Genomic DNA, 16,942 nt, shown 5'->3' with positions numbered 1-16,942 from the left:
CGCCGGACGGCGAGTCTCGCGGCGCGGGATCGGTGGCATCCACCGCAAGTACGCGCACAGGCGGGGCCCTTCCTCGGAGTGGAAGGGCCCCGCCCGCTCGGTCGAAGGAGTCGCGCGTCGGCTCAGGCCGCGAAGGCCTCGCCGATGCTCTTGCCGATCTCGCGGCGCATCAAGTAGAAGTCCGGGTTGTGCGGCGCCGCACCGTGTTCGAGGGTGTAGCCGCTGCGGAGTTCGGGGCCGGTGTTGGGGGTGTGGCCGGCGAAGAGCTGGGCGAGGCGGGGTTCGGCGGCGATGAGGTCGTCGCGGTCCGCGAGGTTGATCCAGCGTTCGACGTACGCGGGCGGCTGGGCGGGCTGCGGGCGGACCCAGTCGTCGATGCACGTGTCGGGGCCGAGGGGCGAGCCGAGGGTGATGAGCAGCGGGAGCGGGCGGCGCAGGCGGTGCGCGACCTCGTAGGCGACGACGGCGCCGAGGGAGTGGCCGATGACGACGCGGGTGTCGAAGCCGATGTCGGCGGCGACGCGGTCGAGGACGCGGTTGCGGGTGGCGTCGTCGGTCAGGTAGCGGGTGAGTTGGCCGAGGGCCTTGGTGACGAAGCCGCCCGCCGAGCCGGGGCCGTCGGCGGCGAACCACTTGAGGCCGGAGAGCCCGCAGGTCGGGGACAGGACGACGGTGCGGCCGGTCTGGTCGGGGCCGCCTTCGAGGCGGGCGATCTCGCGGGCGGCCCGCTGCCGCTCGGGCGGCGCGGAGCTGCGGGCGGCGGCGCGGTCGAGCCATTCGCGGCCTATGCGGTCGGCCATCGCGTGCCGGAGGCCGTCGGCTTCGGCGGCGTCGGGCTGCGACGGGTGGCGGCGCATGACGTCGCCGTAGAAGGCCATGCGGGCATCGATCCCGCGGCGGGTCTGGCGGTATTTCCACAAACGGTCCGCGGTCTCCGGGTAGCCGGCGGCTTTCACGCCGCGGGCCAGCCGGGGCAGCCACTCGTCCTCCAGGCTGCGGGCCGACCTGAACTCCTGTGCGATCCCGTGCACCAGCACGATTGCGGCCATCGCTCCCCTCCCAAGCCCCCGAGTCCCGAAGCGTGCACACCCAGCGAAAGGCCCGGCCGGCGCGGGGAACGCGGGCCGGAGAGTGGTTTCGCTACCTACTCTTACCCAGCCGGTCACCGAAGTTGCCTTCTGCGTAACAGGAGATCCGGAAATCCGGCGAAGGCGCCAAACATCATGTGATCGTCATATCGACCGGGCAGGGTCGGTGGGGTGTACAGGCAACGGCCGCAAGCTCGGGGGGATTTGCCGGACGGCGCGGGCAGGGCCGTGCCCGCCCGGGGCGGGGCTCCCGGGCGAACTGCCCACGCAGGCAAGGGAGGAGCGCTAGGCGGCGCTGCTCGTGCCGTCGATCGTCGCCGATCCGATGACGCGCGTCCCGTCGTACAGCACGACCGCCTGGCCGCGCGCCACCCCGCGCATCGGGGTGTGCAGGCGGACGCGGACGGTGTCGCCGTCGATCTCCGCGACCGCCGGGTACTCGTCGCCGTGCGCGCGGACCTGCGCGGTGCAGTCGAGGACGCCGGTCGGTGCGGGGCCGCACCAGCGCGGGCGGATGCCGGTGAGGCCGTCGACGTCGAGCGCCTCGGCCGGGCCGACGGTCACGGTGTTGGTGACCGGCGAGATGTCGAGGACGTAGCGCGGCTTGCCGTCGTCGGCGGGGCGGCCGATGCGCAGGCCCTTGCGCTGGCCGACGGTGTACGCGTACGCGCCCTCGTGCTCGCCCAGCTTCGTGCCGTCCCGGTCGACGATGTCGCCGGGCGTGCGGCCGAGCCGGGTGGCGAGGAAGGCCTGGGTGTCGCCGTCCGCGATGAAGCAGATGTCGTGGCTGTCCGGCTTGCGGGCGACGGCCAGGCCGCGGCGCTCGGCTTCGGCGCGCACGTCGTCCTTGGTGTCGGTGCCGAGCGGGAAGAGCGCGTGCGCGAGCTGGTCGGCGTCCAGGACGCCGAGCACGTACGACTGGTCCTTGCCCTGGTCGACCGAGCGGTGCAGTTCGCGGCCTTCCGGGCCGTCGACGACCACCGCGTAGTGGCCGGTGCAGACCGCGTCGAAGCCCAGTGCCAAGGCCCGGTCCAGGAGCGCCGCGAACTTGATCTTCTCGTTGCAGCGCAGGCACGGGTTGGGGGTGCGGCCGGCCTCGTACTCGGCGAAGAAGTCTTCGATGACGTCCTCGCGGAACCGCTCGGCGAGGTCCCACACGTAGAAGGGGATGCCGATGACGTCGGCGGCACGGCGCGCGTCGCGGGCGTCCTCCAGCGTGCAGCAGCCGCGGGCGCCGGTGCGGAACGACTTGGGGTTCTCGGACAGCGCCAGGTGCACGCCGGTCACCTCGTGCCCGGCCTCGTGGGCGCGGGCGGCCGCGACCGCGGAGTCGACGCCGCCGGACATCGCGGCGAGGACGCGCAGCGGGCGCCCCGCGGCGGCGGGCCCGGGCAGCGTGCCTTGCTCCGGGCGCGCGGTCCCGGCGCTCGGCTCGGGCAGCATCGGCAGCGGCTCGCAGACGGCGGGCGGCAGGGTGGCGTCGTGATCAGTCATGGCCCCACCAGGGTACGGGGTGCGCGGCCCCCGCCCGGCGGCAATATCCGCGGCCGCTCACGGGCGCGGGGCGGCGCCCGGGGCCTGCTTACCGCCGCTGTGCCGTCAGTCCCGCCATCCGGGCCCGGGCCACCACCGGTCCGATGGCTCCGGCGAGCTGCTCGACCTCGTCCGCGGTGGACGTGTGGCCGAGGCTGAAGCGCAGCGAGCCGCGGGCGCGGGCGGCATCCCGGCCCATGGCGAGCAGCACGTGGCTGGGCTGGGCGACGCCGGCCGAGCAGGCCGAGCCGGTGGAGCATTCGATGCCGCGGGCGTCGAGGAGCAGCAGCAGCGAGTCGCCTTCGCAGCCGGGGAACGAGAAGTGCGCGTTGCCGGGCAGGCGGTGGGCCGGGTCGAGCCGTGCGTCGCCGTTGAGTTCGGCGTCGGGGATCTCGGCGAGGATGCGCCGCACCAGGTCGTCGCGCAGGGCGCCGACGCGGGCCGCGTACTCGGGCTGCTCGCGGACCGCGATCTCGGCGGCCGCGGCGAACGCGGCGATGGCCGGGGTGTCGAGGGTGCCGGACCGCACGTCGCGTTCCTGGCCGCCGCCGTGCAGGACCGGGACGGGGGTCAGGTGGCGGCCGAGCACGAGCGCGCCGCAGCCGAGGGGCCCGCCGAGCTTGTGTCCGGAGACGGTCATCGCGTCGAGTCCGGCGGCGGCGAAGTCGACCGGCACCTGGCCGACGGCCTGCACGGCGTCGGCGTGCACGGGGATGCCGAATTCGTGTGCGACGTCCACCAGCTCGGCGATCGGCTGAACCGTGCCGACCTCGTTGTTCGCCCACATGACGCTGACCAGCGCGACGCCGTCCGGGTCGCGGGCGATGGCGGTGCGCAGCACGTCGGGCGACACGCGGCCGTCGCTGTCCACGTCGAGCCATTCGACCTCGGCGCCTTCGCGGGCCACCAGCCAGTCGATCGGGTCCATGACCGCATGGTGTTCGACGGGCGACGCGAGGATGCGGCGCCGCACGGGGGCCTCGCCGGACCGGGCCCAGTACAGGCCCTTGACGGCGAGGTTGTCGGCCTCGGTGCCGCCCCCGGTGAACACGATCTCGCTGGGCCGCGCGCCGACGGCCTCGGCCAGGATCTCGCGGGATTCCTCGACGATGCGCCGTGCCCGGCGCCCGGATGCGTGCAGGGACGAGGGGTTGCCGAGGACGCCGAGCTGCCGGGTCATGGCCCGGACGGCTTCGGGGCGCATCGGTGTGGTCGCCGCGTGATCGAAGTAGGCCATCGCATCGCGAAGTCTAGTCGCGTACCGCCAGTCGGTTGCGGCGTGCCGGGCCGTCGCCGGATTCCCGCGGGTCTCGCGGGGAGCGCGGGGCGGGTACGACGCGTGCGTCCGGGCGCGGGGCGGCCGTGGCCGACGCGTCACCGGCGGCCTTCGCGCCGCGCGGGCGGGGTGCGCGCACGCGTCCGTAGCGGGGTCCGCCCGGCAGCACCGCGTCGAGGGCGAGGCGCAGCGCGAGCCACCGCGCGGCGAGGAAGCCGCGCGGCGGGGGCGGGGGGACGTCGGCGTCGTAGGTCAGGGGTTGCTGGATCTCCCACACATCAGGTGCAACGCCGGTCGCGCCGGTTGGGTACGCGCGGCGGGCAGAGTTCCCCAGCACGTGCCGCCCGGCCTGGTGGGGCGCCGGCCTATTCGTACTTTTCGAAGACCTCGGAGTTGCGGCGCCAGGCCCGCGGCGCACGCCAGTTGTAGCGGAGGGCGAGGACGCGGAAGGCGAACGCGAATACGGCGGCGCAGGTCGCGGTGATCGCGTTGAGCGTGTCCGTTTCCACGAGGGCCGCGACCAGGCCGGCACCGAGCATCGCGGGCACGGTGTAGATCTCCCGGTCCCACCGCAGCAGCATCGGGATTTCGTTGGCGAGGACGTCGCGGATGGCGCCGCCGCCGACGGCGGTGACGATGCCGAGCGCGGCGGCCTGCACGGGGCCGAGGCCGTAGGCGAAGGCTTTGGCGGTGCCGGTGACGCAGAACAGGCCGAGGCCGGCCGCGTCGAAGATGTCGATCGTCGCGTAGATCCGCTCGACCTGCGGGTGCAGGAAGAAGACGATGAAGGCGGCGAAGAGCGGGGTGATGAAGTAGCCCAGGTCGCGGAAGGCGGCGGGCGGGACGTCGCCGATGATGAGGTCGCGGATGACACCGCCGCCGAGGGCGGTGACCTCCGCGAGCACCACGATCCCGATGACGTCGAAGTTCTTGCGTACCGCCGTGAGGGCGCCCGCCACGGCGAAGACGAAGATGCCGGTCAGGTCGAGCACTTGTTGGACGGTGTGGCTGTAGATCTCCTGGATCTCCTGAGGCGGCATGGCAGAAATTGTGCCTTGTTGTCCGGGCAGCGCGGTCCCCCGGGGCGGACCGCCGTTTTCCGTGGGTCCGGCGGGAACCGCTGGGTAGCCTCGGGGAATGGATGCCCGACTGCGCGCCTTGTGCGATCTCTCCCTCGCCTCCGCCCGAGAGGGTGCCGGCCTGCACGAATACGACGGCCGGATTCAGGACCTCTCCCCCGCCGGCGTGCGTGCCGCGCTCGACGCGTTGGGCGGCCCACCGCTGGACGACCCGCACGACGAGGCGCACATCGCCGCGTTCGAGGAGCACACGCGCGTCGTCCACGGCGAGCTGGAGATGCACCGCCGAGACCCGCGCCCGCACCTGGAGAACCTCGAACTCTCCGTCTACGACAGGGAGTACGCGCCCGCGGAGGAGCGCGCGCTGGCCCGCTCCCGGCACCTGGAGAAGTGGCCGGACGCCGTCGACATGGCCTTGGCGTCGCTCGACCAGGTGACCGCGCCGGTCGCCGACGCCTTGCTCGGCGCCGCCCGCGGGCAGGCCGCCGCGGTGCGGCCGGAGGACGGGGAGGTCGGCGAGAAGGCGCTGGCCTCGCTGCGCCGCCTGGTCGCGCATCTGGAGCGGGCCACGCAGGTCGGCGACCCGGACACGGCCCTCGGCGGTGCGGCGCTGGCCCGGCTGATGGGTTCGGCGGACGCGGTCGAGGTCGACCTCGGCAGGCTGGCCGAGCGGGCGGACGCCGAGCGGGACCGGCTGCGGGGGCTCTTGGCGGAGGCGTGCAAGGCGTACAACCCGGCGCGGACGGTCGAGGACCTGGTGCCGGAGCTGCTGGCCGACCATCCGGACGCGGACGGGGTCCTCGCCGAGGCGCGGGCGCAGACGCTGGAGGTCATCGAGTTCACCAGGGCCCGCAAGCTGGCGCCGTACGTCGACGGCGTGTGCGAGGTCGGGCCCGCGCCGGAGTCGATGCGCTGGGCGATGGCGATGATGTCGTGGAACGCGCCGGGCGAGCCGGAGGCCCCGTCCTGGTACTTCGTGACGCCGCCCGAGCCGGACTGGCCGGCCGACGAGATCGAGGAGTGGCTGTCGGTCTTCAGCCGCACCACGCTCCCGGCGATCACCGTCCACGAGGTCGCGCCCGGGCACTTCGCGCACGGCCGCGCGCTGCGGCGGGCGCCGTCGGACGTGCGCCGGGTGCTGCATTCGTCGTCGTTCGCCGAGGGCTGGGCGCACTACATCGAGGAGGTGTGCCTGGAGGAGGGCTTCCGGGCCGGCGATCCGCGCTACGCGATCGGCATGTGCCTGGAGGCGCTGATCCGGGTGACCCGGCTGGCCGCGGCGATCGGCCTGCACACCGGCGCGATGGACGTCGCGGAGGCCACCCGCCGGTTCATGGCGGACGCCCACCTCGCCCGCACCGCCGCGGCGAGCGAGGCCCGCCGTGGCACCTTCGACTGGAATTACGGCTGCTACACGTGGGGCAAGCTCGCCCTGCGCGACCTTCGCGACGAGGCGAAGGCCGCGTGGGGCACGGGCTTCACGCTGGAGCGCTTCCACACCGCACTGCTGGACCTGGGCAGCCCGCCCGTGGGACTGGTGCGCACGGCGGTGGAACGCGGCTGACGCGCGGCCGAATCGTCAGGCGTAGGGCTGGGGCGGGGTCGGCTGTTGCGGGTAGGCCTGCAGATAGGCCTGCCGTGCCGCGGCGACCCCGGCCTCCCGCCAGTGCCAGATCGTCGCGACCTTGGCGTGGAAGTCCGGGTCGCGCTGCCCCGGGCCGTCGAGCGGGACACGCACGCGCACCCGGCGGCCGCTCGTCAGGGTGAGGCGCACGTACCAGGTGCCGAGGGTGTGCTTGGCTTCGACGGCGGCGATCTCCCCCCACGCGAAGTGCCGCGTGGTGAAGGCCTTCAGGGTGAGGCCGTGCGGCGTGAGCACGGTCGCGAACCTCGCCGAGTAGAAGCCCATGAAAAGGAGCACGGGCCCGGCGCCGAGACCGAACGGGGACACGTCGACGGCGATCAGGGCGATACCCACCGCGGTAATGACCGCGCCCGGAACCAGCAGGGCCCAGCGCTGCCCGAGCGACAGCACCATCCGTATCTCACGCATGGCGGGCACTGTGGCAGACCGGGCACGCGGCGGGCCGGCCGGGGCCCGGCTTCCGGGCCGGCGTCAGACGAACGACCGCGTGTGGTCCCGGAGCCAGCCGGCGACCGGGTCGTACGGGTCGTCGAGCGGCACCCACGACAGCGGGCCGCCGGGCATCGCCGCGGAGGCCCGGGCGACGGCGGCGTGGACGCGGTCGGTGGTCGCCGGGTCTGCGTCCGCGGTGCGGATGCCGAGGACGACGCGGGGCGCGCCGACGGACGGTTCGACGTAGGCGCGGTGCGCGGCGCGGACCACGCCGCTGCCCGCCAGCTCGGCGGCCACCATCGACCAGAACGCCGGGTCCTGCACGGTGGGTTCGCCGACCCGCAGGGGCCCGGGCAGGGTGCGGTCCAGGCCGGTGACGATGCGCCGCAGGTCGAGGAACGGGATGCCGATCCCGCCGCCTTGCATGTGCGGGTCGAGCCAGATGCCCCACCGGTCCGGGTACAGCGTCGCGCCGATCTCCTTGACCGCGTGCACCTCCCACCCGCGGTCCCAGCGGCTCTCCCGGAGCTGCTCCTCGGAAGTGAAGGCCGGGGCGTAGTGCGAGCCGTGGACCTCCATGTTCCCGTACTGCGCGTCCGGGCTGCCGGGCTGTCCCTGCCAGAGCAGCATCCAGACGTGGCCCCGGTCCAGGGCCTGGAGCAGGACTTCGTAGGCTTCGTATCCCTGCGGCGCGACCTGCCGCATCGCGTGCTCGACCTCGTTGGCGGGAAACGCCACCGGTGTCCTCCCCGTGCGGTGCGTGACGAAGGCAACCATCGTATGTGCCGACAGGCGTCAAGGGCGTTCGTAGAACGGGCGGACCGCGTCCAGCATCCAGTCGCCGATGGGGTCTTGGGCGAGATCGACGAGCACGAGGTTGACCGGCCACGGGGATCCGGCGCGGGCCACGGCGCGCTCCAGCGCGGCCACGGTGGCGCGGCGGTCCTCCTCCTGCCAGCGGTCGAGTTCGACGCCGACGAACAGGCACGGGGCGTCGGATTCGACGACGCCGAGGGCGCGGCGGGCGGTCAGCACGACCGGGGTCACGGCGAACTCCTCGGCGGCCGCGGCGAGGAAGACGTACGGCTCCTCGGCGGGCTCCGGCTCGGCCAGCGTCACGCGGGCGCCCATCGCCCCGGCGCCCGGCGGGCGGGACAGCTCCAGGACGCCCTGCGGCGGTATCGGGATGCCGACCTCGCCGCCCGGGTTGACCGCCATTCCGACGTGCGGCGGCAGGCCGCGGGCGAACTCGCGGACCGGGGCGACGGTGAACGGCATCAGGCCCGCGGCGCGGCGCAGCTGCTCCTCGGAGCTGAACACGGGCACGTACGGCATGCCGTCGATTTCCGTGGTGGGCAGCGTGAGTTCGGTGTCCTGCGGGCTGCCGCCCGCGGGCAGCGGCACCCAGACCTCGGCGTCCGCGAGCACCGCCAGCAGCTCGCCGGTCCGCGCCGGATCGTGCAGGGCCGCGGCCAGGCACTGCTCGACATGGTTCGCGGGGAACGCCACCAGGCCACCTCCAATTGATGATCTGCGGCCAGCCTAGGGCGTGGCGGGGCCCCCTGGCGGCGCGGTGGCGGGGCGGCGGCCGCGGACATGCGAACGGCGGGGACCTTCCGGTCCCCGCCGTCGCGTGCGTCCGCCGCTCAGCCGACGAGTTCGGCCTGCAGCGAGATCGGCACGCCGGCCTTGAGCGCCTTGCTCACCGGGCAGTTCTCCTTGGCGTCCGCCGCGACCGCCGCGAAGTCCTCGGTGCTGATACCCGGCACGTGCGCCTTGACCGACAGCACGATGCCGGTGATGCCTTCGCCGGGCTGGAAGGTCACGTCCGCCCGGGTCTCCAGCGAGTCGGGCGGCGTCCCGCGGCCCGCGAGGGCGTGCGAGAGCGCCATCGAGTAGCAGGACGAGTGGGCGGCCGCGATGAGTTCCTCGGGGCTGGTCTTGCCGTTCGCCGCCTCCGCGCGGGACGGCCAGGACACCTCGTAGGTCCCCACGCCCGAGGAGTCGAGCGAAACGGTCCCCGAGCCGCCGATGAGCGGGCCCTTCCAGTCAGTGGTCGCGGTGCGCGTGGTCGCCACGGGCGAGCCTCCCTGTGCGGTGCGTGCGTCTCCGGTCGGCCGCGGTATCCGGCCTGGTCGCGCCCACGCTAGCAACGGAAGCCGCGGGTGCCGATCGGAGAAACCTCCGACACGCCCGCGGCATCCGCGGGCGGGACCGATAGCATGCGCCCACAACTTCACACCGGCCCTCGACCCCATGCGGGAGAGCCCCCGACGCCGCGCGGCCTTCCGGCCGAGCGTCCCGGGGCGCCGAAGGAGCAATTCCTCCCCGGAAACTCTCAGGCCCCAAGTACCGCGCGGGTGAGGCGACTCTGGAAAGCAGTCCCGCGCACGCCCGGCGGGGCTCACCCACGGTGCAAGCCGCGGTCCGCCCGACTCCGCTCGGGCCCGCGCGTGAAGCTCTCAGGTCCATGACAGAGGGGGAGGCGACCCACCAGCCCCGTGCTGCGTGCCCGGCCCGTCCGGCATGCCGCGCGACGCCCAGGGAGCCCCCTTGCCGGACCGCCCGTTGTGCCCGCCGCCTGCGCCGCCGCTCGCGCCGTCTCTTGTCCCGCCCGTCGTCGCGCCTGCCGCGCGGGCTGCCGCGCCGCTTTGCGTGCCGGCGAGCCGCCGATCGCGCGCCGTCGCACCGCCTGCCCGGCGCGTGTGCGCGCGACATCGCGACAATCCGCACGAAATCATGGCGGTCAGGTTCCCTTCGGCCCCAGCCGCCGGCCCCACCCGCGAGGAGTCCAGCCGATGACGTCCAGCCCCTCCCCCGCCGCCGAGGCACCCCGCGAGCGCCGTACGCCGCTCGACGCGGTGCACGACGCGCTCGGCGCCACCATGACCGACTTCGCCGGGTGGCGGATGCCCCTGCGCTACGGCAGCGAGTCGGCCGAGCACCGGGCGGTCCGCGAGGCCGCCGGCCTGTTCGACCTCACGCACATGGGCGAGATCGCGGTCACCGGCCCCGAGGCGGCGCGCGCACTCGACCACGCGCTGGTCGGCTACGTGTCCAAGATCGGCGTCGACCGCGCCCGCTACTCGATGATCTGCGACGCCGACGGCGGCATCCTCGACGACCTGATCGTCTACCGCACCGGCGACACCGAGTTCCTGGTCGTCGCCAACGCCTCCAACGCCGCCGTGGTCGCCGCCGAACTCGTCGCCCGCGCGGCCGGCTTCGACGCCGCCGTGGCCGACCGGTCGGAGGACTACGCGCTGCTCGCCGTGCAGGGCCCGCACGCCGTCGCGATCCTCGCGCCGCTCACCGGCCTCGACCTCGACGCGGTCAAGTACTACGCCGCCGACCGCGCCACCGTCGCCGGCGTGGACGTGCTGCTCGCCCGCACGGGCTACACCGGCGAGGACGGCTTCGAACTGTTCTGCGCCCCCGCCGACGCCGAGCGCCTGTGGACCGCACTCGCCGAGTCCGGCGTCCCGCACGGCCTCATCCCCGCCGGCCTGTCGTGCCGCGACACGCTGCGCCTGGAGGCCGGCATGCCGCTGTACGGGCACGAGCTGTCCACCGCGCGCACCCCGTACGAAGCCGGCCTCGGCCGCGTCGTGCGCCTCGACAAGCCGGAGGACTTCGTCGGCCGCGACGCGCTCGCCGCGCGCGAGCAGGCGGGCCCGGCCGCGGCCCTCGTCGGCCTGCGCGCCGTCGGCCGCCGCGTGCCGCGCGCCGGGTACGCGGTGCTCGACCCGGACACCGAGGAGCCGATCGGCGAGATCACGTCCGGCGCGCCGTCGCCGACGCTGGGCGCGCCGATCGCGATGGCGTACGTGCCCGTCGACCGCACCGAGCCGGGCACCCGCCTGGCCGTCGACGTCCGCGGCACCGCCGAGCCCGTCGACGTGGTCGCCCTGCCGTTCTACAAGCGCGCCTGACCCGGGCCGCCCGTCCCGGCGGCCCGCGCACGACCCGCAGCAAGACCCGCAGCGGAACCCCGGCGGAACCCCCGCTGCGAAACCCCGCAAACCGGCACGAAATCCCCTGAGGATCGGCGCCGCCCTCCCGGAATGGAGAATGGACCTGTGAGCGCACCCCAGCACCTGCTCTACAGCAAGGACCACGAGTGGCTGACGACGGACGGCGACCCGGCCGTCATCGGCATCTCGGAGTTCGCGGCCAACGCCCTCGGCGACGTGGTCTTCGTCCAGCTTCCCGAGGTCGGCACGCGGGTCACCGCGGGCGAGCCCTGTGGTGAACTGGAGTCGACCAAGTCGGTGAGCGACATCTTCGCCCCCGCCGACGGCGAGGTCGTCGAGGTCAACACGGCGGTCGTCGACGAACCCGAACTGGTCAACTCCGACCCGTACGGCGACGGCTGGCTGATCAAGGTGCGCCTGGACACCCCGGCGGAGAAGTCCGACGCGCTGCTGTCCGCCGACGAGTACATCGCCTTCACCGGCGCCTGAGCACCCGATCGAGGAGCTGACCCACCGTGACGATCCTGGACCGTCCCCTGGCCGAGGTGGACCCTGAGGTCGCCGCCGCCGTCGCCGACGAGCTGCACCGCCAGCAGTCGACCCTGGAAATGATCGCCTCCGAGAACTTCGCGCCCGTCGCGGTCCTCGAGGCCCAGGGCTCCGTACTGACCAACAAGTACGCCGAGGGGTACCCCGGGCGCCGCTACTACGGCGGCTGCGAGTATGTCGACGTCGTCGAGAACCTCGCCATCGAGCGGCTCAAGGCGCTGTTCGGCGCCGAGGCCGCGAACGTGCAGCCGCACTCCGGCGCGCAGGCGAACGCCGCGGTGTACTTCGGTCTGCTGCAGACCGGCGACACCGTGCTGGGCCTGGACCTGGCCAACGGCGGCCACCTGACGCACGGGATGAAGCTCAACTTCTCCGGCAAGCAGTACAACGTCGTCTCCTACAAGGTCGACGCGGCCGGACTGGTGGACATGGGCGAGGTCGAGCGCCTCGCCAAGGAGCACCGCCCGAAGATGATCGTCGCGGGCTGGTCGGCGTACCCCCGGCAGCTCGACTTCGCGGCGTTCCGCCGGATCGCGGACGAGGTCGGCGCCTACCTGTGGGTCGACATGGCGCACTTCGCCGGCCTGGTGGCGGCGGGGCTGCACCCGAACCCGGTGCCGCACGCGCACATCGTCACCACGACCACCCACAAGACGCTGGGCGGTCCGCGCGGCGGCGCGATCCTGGCCACCGAAGAGCTGATCAAGAAGATCAACTCGGCAGTGTTCCCGGGTCTGCAGGGCGGTCCGCTGGAGCACGTCATCGCGGCCAAGGCGGTGGCCTTCAAGGTCGCCGCGGGCGACGAGTTCAAGGACCGGCAGAAGCGCACCCTCGCGGGTGCGAAGCTGCTCGCCGAGCGCCTGCTGCGCGAGGACGCGGCGGCGGCCGGCATCAAGGTGCTGTCCGGCGGCACGGACGTCCACCTGGTGCTCGTCGACCTGGTCGAGAACCACCTCAACGGCCGCGAGGCCGAGGACCGCCTGCACGAGGTCGGCATCACGGTCAACCGCAACGCGGTCCCCAACGACCCGCTGCCGCCGATGAAGACCTCGGGCCTGCGCATCGGCACCCCGGCGCTCGCCACCCGCGGCTTCTCCGACGAGGACTTCGTCGAGGTCGCCGACGTCATCGTCGAGGCCCTCAAGCCCGACTACGACGACGCCAAGCGCGACGCCCTCAAGGCCCGCACCGCGGTGCTGGCGGCGAAGCACCCGCTGTACCCGAACCTCTGAGGGTTCCCTGCCTGATCCGACGGCCCCGGCGCGCTCGCGCGCCGGGGCCGTCGGCGTTCCCGGGTGCCGTGACCGGGACGCGCCTCCCTCGTTTGGCTCAGCATGAAAACGCTTAGTACAAAACCCATGGCTGTTCTGTACAATTCAGACATGACTGCTGAGCCGCTGCACACTCCGACCGAAGTTCCCGTCAGCGAGGCTCGCCCCCGGCTGGCCGAGCTGGTGGACGACGCGGCCCAGGGGCAGGTCGTCTACCTGACCCGGCACGGGCGCCGCGTGGCCGCCATCGTCCCCGCGGACCTGCCGGAGAAGGCCGGCGACGTCCAGGTGCGCGCACTCGCCCGCCAGTTCTCCGAGCGCCACGCGGGCCTGCTCGAACGGCTGAAGGACGCATGACGGCGCCCGTCTACCTGCTCACCGCCGCGGACGTGATCGCGGTGGCCGAGGAGATCACCGGGAACCCCGGCGTGCGCGACGTCGGGCTGATCGAGTCCGCGGTGGCCCGCCCCGGCGCGTCGGCCTTCGGCCAGGACGCATACCCCGACCTGTGGACGAAGGCCGCGGCGCTGCTGCACTCGCTGGTCGCGAACCACGCCTTCGTCGACGGCAACAAGCGCACCGGGCTCGTGGCCGCCGTCGTGTTCCTCGCGCGCAACGGCGTCGACACCGACCGGCTCGACGAGGACGCCGCGTTCGACCTGGTGGTCGGCGTGGCCAAGGGCGTGCTCGTGGAAGTCGACGACATCGCAGCGGCGTTGCGTGCCGCCCTGCGCGCCGAGGGCTGAGCCGCGCATCAACGGCCGACGGCCCCGGCCCCTCGCGGGGCCGGGGCCGTCGGTGCAGCGGGTCCTGCTTCGGCTCAGCGGCCGACGAACTTGGCCTTGCCCGGGCCGCTTTCCACGAAGCTCTTCATGCCGATCGCACGGTCCTCGGTGGCGAACAGTCCGGTGAACTGCATGCGCTCGATCTCCAGGCCGGTGTCGATGTCGGCCTCCAGGCCGCGGTCGATGGCCTCCTTGGCGGCGCGGAGCGCGTACGCGGGGCCCTGGGCGAACTGCGCGGCCCACGCCAGCGCCGCCTCGTAGACCTCGGCCGGGGGCACCACGCGGTCGACGAGGCCGATCGCGAGGGCCTCCCGCGCGTCGACGAACCGGCCCGAGTAGATCAGGTCCTTGGCCTTGGCCGGGCCGACGAGCCGCGGGAGGCGCTGCGTGCCGCCCGCGCCGGGGACGATGCCGAGGAGGATCTCCGGCTGGCCGAGCTTGGCGTTGTCGCCGCAGACCCGGAAGTCCGCGCACAGGGCGAGTTCGCAGCCGCCGCCGAGGGCGTAGCCGGTGATCGCGGCGATGACCGGCTTGGGGATGCGCGCCACGGCGGTGAACGAGGACTGGAGGGCGGTGCCGCGGTCGACCATGTCCGTGTAGGACATGGTCTCCATCTCCTTGATGTCCGCGCCGGCCGCGAAGACCTTCTCGCCGCCGTAGATCACGACGGCGCGGATGTCGGCGCGTTCGGTCGCCTCCTGGGCGGCCGCCCGCAACTCCTCCTGGAGCTGCACGTTCAGCGCGTTCATCGGCGGCCGGCTCAGCCGGATCGTGCCGATCCCGTCGGCCACCTCGAGGTTCACGAACTCGCCCACGTCCCAGCTCCTTCTGCGCTTCGGTCACACGGGGCGGCGCAGGATCGCGGCGCCGCGCGTACGGCTCGGCACGGCCCGGGAGCCTGCCGCCGCCGACTCTACGGCCCGGTACACGCGGCGGCGGGGCCGGGCCGCCGAAGCGTGCCCGACCCCGCCGCGGGAGTCCCTCGATCGGCCGGATGCCGGCCGGGTTCCGGTCGGTCAGCCCTTGCTCGCGCTGCCCGCCGTCCACTGGTCCCAGGAGAGGTTCCAGTCGCCGTAGCCGTTGTCGGCCGCGACGGTCTTCTCCTTGGCGTTCACGACCTGCACGACGTCACCCGGGGTGGCGGCGTTGTCGTAGAACCACTTCGCATTGTCCGGGGTCATGCTGATGCAGCCGTGGCTGGTGTTCTCGGAGCCGAACTTCGCGGGGTCCGCCCAGTAGTTGCCGTGCACGAACGTGCCCGACGAGGTGATGCGGACCGCGGACGGCACATCCGGTATGTCGTATTCCTTGCCCAGGCCGACGGTCTGCGAGTTCATCCGGGTCTTCGTGTACTTCTCCTGGACGACCATGATGCCGCCCCAGGTGGCGTACTTCGGGACCTCGCCGGTGGTGACCGGGATCGTCTTGACCAGCGCGTCGTTCTTGTAGACCTTCATGGTCTTGGTGTCGACGTCGACCACGCTGACCGTCTTGGTGCTGCTGATCTTCACCGTGAAGCTCTTGAACTGCTCGAACTTCGCGCCGTTGCCCGCGTCCACGCCGCGCAGGTTCAGGTCGACCTTGATGCTGGTGCCGGCCTTCCAGTAATCCTTCGGGCGGTAGTCGACACGCTGGCTGCCGAACCAGTGCCACGCGCCCTGCACGGCCGGGGTGGCGGTGACGGACAGCGCCTTCTCGACGGCGGCCTTGTCCTTGACCGGGGCGTTGAAGGTGAGGGAGATCGGCTGGCCGACGCCGACGGTGGCGCCGTCCTCCGGCGAGAAGCTGGCGGTGATCTTCTTGTCGTTGGTCACCGTGGTGAAGGTCGTGGTGGCGGTCGTCGGGCCGATTTTGTTCGACGCGACCGCGGTGACCGTGTACTTCGAGCCGTAGGTGAACGGGACCGCGGGCTTCCAGGTCTTGCCGTCGGCGTCGAGCTTGCCGTCGACGTCCTCGTTGCGGGCGTTCGTGACCTTGACGCTTTCCAGCTTGTCGCCGTCGCCCACCGCGACGCTGACCGCCTGGCCGACGTCCACGCCGGTGGCCTTGTCGGCCGGGGTCACGGTCACCTGGGCGGGGTCGCCTCCGGCGCCGGGCGCGTTCGAGGAACCGGGCGCGCCGGGCTGGTCGGAGCCCGCCGTGGCCGCCGCGTTGTCCGTCTTCTTCTTGTCGCCACCGCCGGAGCTGCACGCGGTGACCAGGAGTATCGCACCGAGCAGGAGCGCGACGAGAGCGCGCCAGCGCGCCGGTGGTCGACCTGGGCGCGGCATCGGTGCACGGGACATCTCGGGGTTCCCTTCACGTACGAATTGGGCCCGGGTGGGAGCCGGGTTGCCGGGGAGAAAACGGCCGGAGTGCCGGGGTATGCGCCACTGACCGTTCGCTTGATTGACGTCACGAGCCGTACATCGGTTTCACTTTCCGGCGCGTCGTAGCCGAATCGGAACACTTCGCACGACGTCAGGCGCATGATTCCATGCGGCTTCGCACGCTTGTCCAGCGGTGTCCCGTTCCGCCGTCGGATCTCAGCCACGCCGGTCGGCGGCGGCGAGCGCGGCGACCAAACCGGGGTCGGGCTCGGCGTCGGGGGCGGTGTCCGGACCGGGCACGACGACGGTCTCGTACGGCGATTCGGGTGCCGCGGTGCCGGGCGGGAGGACGGTGACGATGCGCCGCAGCCCGGTGCCCTCGGCGGCGTCGAGGAGCCAGTCCCAGGTGTCGAGCGGGCTGCCGTCGCCGCCGGGTCCGGTGTCGAGGTGGACGACTGTGTAGGCGCCTTCGAGGACCGCGCCGAGGCGCAGCGGGTCGGAGAGGTCGCCGACCGAGACGCGCGCACCGGCGGCGCGCAGCGCGGCGGTGCGGTGCGGGTCGCGGACGACGGCGCGCAGGTCGGGCACGCCGGCCGCGGCGAGGTGGCGGACGAGCGCCCGGCCGAGCGGGCGGTCGGCGCCGGTGACGACGACGGGCATGGGGGCCACGGTAGCCGGGTACGCGGGGGCGTCGGTGCGGTGGCTTGGCGCGCTTCGGAGTCGGCGGCATCGGCGTCCGCGTCGGCAATGTGAAGGTCTTGTGCAGGTGGAAGCACGGAGTCTGGTGCCGTGCGCCGCACACATCGAGTTGAAGCACAATTGCGCGCTCCGCCAACCGGGTTGGCTGACCAGCACTTGTCTATAAAGTCACGAGACTGGGCGAAACGGGCGAATTCCGTCCCGTACGGCGGAGCCTGACGCACCCCCACGCAGCGCGCACTCGTTGGTTTCCGCGCTTCCGGATCACCCCCGCGAGGGAACCCCGCCGCAGACGTTGGATT

General features: G+C 73.1%; 18 protein-coding genes and 1 riboswitch. Of the genes, 6 read left to right on the top strand and 12 right to left on the bottom strand.

What is annotated here, in order from left to right; genetic code table 11:
- Positions 1-122: 122 nt before the first annotated feature.
- The 5 genes from ABEA93_RS00605 to ABEA93_RS00585 all read right to left on the bottom strand — a co-directional run bounded on the left by ABEA93_RS00605 (position 123) and on the right by ABEA93_RS00585 (position 4,937).
- Positions 123-1,049 (bottom strand): hypothetical protein, encoded by a 927-nt coding sequence (locus ABEA93_RS00605; protein ID WP_345673203.1) that lies wholly within the window; start codon positions 1,047-1,049, stop codon positions 123-125.
- 324 nt (positions 1,050-1,373) lie between these two features.
- Positions 1,374-2,582, bottom strand: a complete 1,209-nt coding sequence (mnmA, locus tag ABEA93_RS00600; RefSeq protein WP_345673202.1) for a tRNA 2-thiouridine(34) synthase MnmA — start codon at positions 2,580-2,582, stop codon at positions 1,374-1,376.
- An 88-nt stretch (positions 2,583-2,670) separates the two neighbouring features.
- Positions 2,671-3,858: a cysteine desulfurase family protein gene (locus ABEA93_RS00595; protein WP_345673201.1), complete on the bottom strand. Its 1,188-nt coding sequence runs from the start codon at positions 3,856-3,858 to the stop codon at positions 2,671-2,673.
- A gap of 13 nt (positions 3,859-3,871) precedes the next feature.
- Entirely contained in the window at positions 3,872-4,234 is a 363-nt protein-coding gene (locus ABEA93_RS00590; protein WP_345673200.1) for a hypothetical protein, read from the bottom strand.
- Between the two features lie 28 nt (positions 4,235-4,262).
- Positions 4,263-4,937, bottom strand: a complete 675-nt coding sequence (locus ABEA93_RS00585) for a trimeric intracellular cation channel family protein (RefSeq protein WP_345673199.1) — start codon at positions 4,935-4,937, stop codon at positions 4,263-4,265.
- Between the two features lie 97 nt (positions 4,938-5,034).
- Between ABEA93_RS00585 and ABEA93_RS00580 the strand changes: the two genes are divergently transcribed.
- Complete coding sequence (locus ABEA93_RS00580) at positions 5,035-6,540, top strand: DUF885 family protein (RefSeq protein ID WP_345673198.1); 1,506 nt, start codon at positions 5,035-5,037, stop codon at positions 6,538-6,540.
- Positions 6,541-6,555: 15 nt separating this feature from the next.
- Here the strand turns inward: ABEA93_RS00580 and ABEA93_RS00575 are convergent, their stop codons facing one another.
- The 4 genes from ABEA93_RS00575 to ABEA93_RS00560 all read right to left on the bottom strand — a co-directional run bounded on the left by ABEA93_RS00575 (position 6,556) and on the right by ABEA93_RS00560 (position 9,131).
- Entirely contained in the window at positions 6,556-7,029 is a 474-nt protein-coding gene (locus tag ABEA93_RS00575; RefSeq protein WP_345673197.1) for a hypothetical protein, read from the bottom strand.
- Between the two features lie 63 nt (positions 7,030-7,092).
- Positions 7,093-7,791: an enhanced serine sensitivity protein SseB C-terminal domain-containing protein gene (locus tag ABEA93_RS00570; protein WP_345673195.1), complete on the bottom strand. Its 699-nt coding sequence runs from the start codon at positions 7,789-7,791 to the stop codon at positions 7,093-7,095.
- Between the two features lie 57 nt (positions 7,792-7,848).
- On the bottom strand, positions 7,849-8,562 hold the full coding sequence (locus ABEA93_RS00565) for an enhanced serine sensitivity protein SseB C-terminal domain-containing protein (RefSeq protein WP_345673194.1): 714 nt from the start codon (positions 8,560-8,562) through the stop codon (positions 7,849-7,851).
- Positions 8,563-8,699: 137 nt separating this feature from the next.
- The gene (locus ABEA93_RS00560; RefSeq protein ID WP_345673193.1) at positions 8,700-9,131 is read right to left on the bottom strand and encodes an OsmC family peroxiredoxin; all 432 of its coding nucleotides are present in this window, start codon (positions 9,129-9,131) and stop codon (positions 8,700-8,702) included.
- A gap of 171 nt (positions 9,132-9,302) precedes the next feature.
- A riboswitch (glycine riboswitch) is annotated at positions 9,303-9,418 on the top strand.
- A 433-nt stretch (positions 9,419-9,851) separates the two neighbouring features.
- On the opposite strand from ABEA93_RS00560, the gene gcvT reads away from it, so the two are divergent.
- From gcvT to ABEA93_RS00535, 5 genes are all read left to right on the top strand, one after another.
- The gene (gene gcvT, locus ABEA93_RS00555) at positions 9,852-10,985 is read left to right on the top strand and encodes a glycine cleavage system aminomethyltransferase GcvT (RefSeq protein WP_345673192.1); all 1,134 of its coding nucleotides are present in this window, start codon (positions 9,852-9,854) and stop codon (positions 10,983-10,985) included.
- A gap of 147 nt (positions 10,986-11,132) precedes the next feature.
- Entirely contained in the window at positions 11,133-11,516 is a 384-nt protein-coding gene (gcvH, locus tag ABEA93_RS00550; protein WP_345673191.1) for a glycine cleavage system protein GcvH, read from the top strand.
- 26 nt (positions 11,517-11,542) lie between these two features.
- Positions 11,543-12,808, top strand: coding sequence for a serine hydroxymethyltransferase (gene glyA / locus ABEA93_RS00545; RefSeq protein ID WP_345673190.1), 1,266 nt, complete (start codon positions 11,543-11,545; stop codon positions 12,806-12,808).
- A gap of 150 nt (positions 12,809-12,958) precedes the next feature.
- The gene (locus ABEA93_RS00540) at positions 12,959-13,204 is read left to right on the top strand and encodes a type II toxin-antitoxin system Phd/YefM family antitoxin (protein ID WP_345673189.1); all 246 of its coding nucleotides are present in this window, start codon (positions 12,959-12,961) and stop codon (positions 13,202-13,204) included.
- Complete coding sequence (locus ABEA93_RS00535) at positions 13,201-13,593, top strand: type II toxin-antitoxin system death-on-curing family toxin (protein ID WP_345673188.1); 393 nt, start codon at positions 13,201-13,203, stop codon at positions 13,591-13,593. Before ABEA93_RS00540 ends, ABEA93_RS00535 begins: the two co-directional genes overlap by 4 nt.
- A gap of 74 nt (positions 13,594-13,667) precedes the next feature.
- On the opposite strand, the gene ABEA93_RS00530 is transcribed toward ABEA93_RS00535, so the two are convergent.
- The 3 genes from ABEA93_RS00530 to ABEA93_RS00520 all read right to left on the bottom strand — a co-directional run bounded on the left by ABEA93_RS00530 (position 13,668) and on the right by ABEA93_RS00520 (position 16,601).
- Positions 13,668-14,435: an enoyl-CoA hydratase/isomerase family protein gene (locus tag ABEA93_RS00530; RefSeq protein ID WP_345673535.1), complete on the bottom strand. Its 768-nt coding sequence runs from the start codon at positions 14,433-14,435 to the stop codon at positions 13,668-13,670.
- Between the two features lie 213 nt (positions 14,436-14,648).
- Positions 14,649-15,917, bottom strand: coding sequence for a L,D-transpeptidase (locus tag ABEA93_RS00525; protein ID WP_345673187.1), 1,269 nt, complete (start codon positions 15,915-15,917; stop codon positions 14,649-14,651).
- Between the two features lie 240 nt (positions 15,918-16,157).
- Positions 16,158-16,601, bottom strand: a complete 444-nt coding sequence (locus ABEA93_RS00520) for an SDR family oxidoreductase (protein WP_345673186.1) — start codon at positions 16,599-16,601, stop codon at positions 16,158-16,160.
- Positions 16,602-16,942: the final 341 nt, after the last annotated feature.

It is taken from the genome of Yinghuangia aomiensis, from assembly GCF_039542225.1.
GTDB lineage: Bacteria > Actinomycetota > Actinomycetes > Streptomycetales > Streptomycetaceae > Yinghuangia > Yinghuangia aomiensis.
The sequence above is the reverse complement of the archived record's forward strand: the minus strand, read 5'-3'. Positions and strand labels throughout refer to the sequence as shown.

What these genes read in the sequence shown, in the direction of transcription:
- ABEA93_RS00605 (WP_345673203.1), bottom strand. Translation starts at nt 1,049, where the DNA reads ATGGCCGCAATCGTGCTGGTGCACGGGATCGCACAGGAGTTCAGGTCG.
- mnmA (WP_345673202.1), bottom strand. Translation starts at nt 2,582, where the DNA reads ATGACTGATCACGACGCCACCCTGCCGCCCGCCGTCTGCGAGCCGCTG.
- ABEA93_RS00595 (WP_345673201.1), bottom strand. Translation starts at nt 3,858, where the DNA reads ATGGCCTACTTCGATCACGCGGCGACCACACCGATGCGCCCCGAAGCC.
- ABEA93_RS00585 (WP_345673199.1), bottom strand. Translation starts at nt 4,937, where the DNA reads ATGCCGCCTCAGGAGATCCAGGAGATCTACAGCCACACCGTCCAACAA.
- ABEA93_RS00580 (WP_345673198.1), top strand. Translation starts at nt 5,035, where the DNA reads ATGGATGCCCGACTGCGCGCCTTGTGCGATCTCTCCCTCGCCTCCGCC.
- ABEA93_RS00575 (WP_345673197.1), bottom strand. Translation starts at nt 7,029, where the DNA reads ATGCGTGAGATACGGATGGTGCTGTCGCTCGGGCAGCGCTGGGCCCTG.
- gcvT (WP_345673192.1), top strand. Translation starts at nt 9,852, where the DNA reads ATGACGTCCAGCCCCTCCCCCGCCGCCGAGGCACCCCGCGAGCGCCGT.
- ABEA93_RS00540 (WP_345673189.1), top strand. Translation starts at nt 12,959, where the DNA reads ATGACTGCTGAGCCGCTGCACACTCCGACCGAAGTTCCCGTCAGCGAG.
- ABEA93_RS00535 (WP_345673188.1), top strand. Translation starts at nt 13,201, where the DNA reads ATGACGGCGCCCGTCTACCTGCTCACCGCCGCGGACGTGATCGCGGTG.
- ABEA93_RS00525 (WP_345673187.1), bottom strand. Translation starts at nt 15,917, where the DNA reads ATGTCCCGTGCACCGATGCCGCGCCCAGGTCGACCACCGGCGCGCTGG.
- ABEA93_RS00520 (WP_345673186.1), bottom strand. Translation starts at nt 16,601, where the DNA reads ATGCCCGTCGTCGTCACCGGCGCCGACCGCCCGCTCGGCCGGGCGCTC.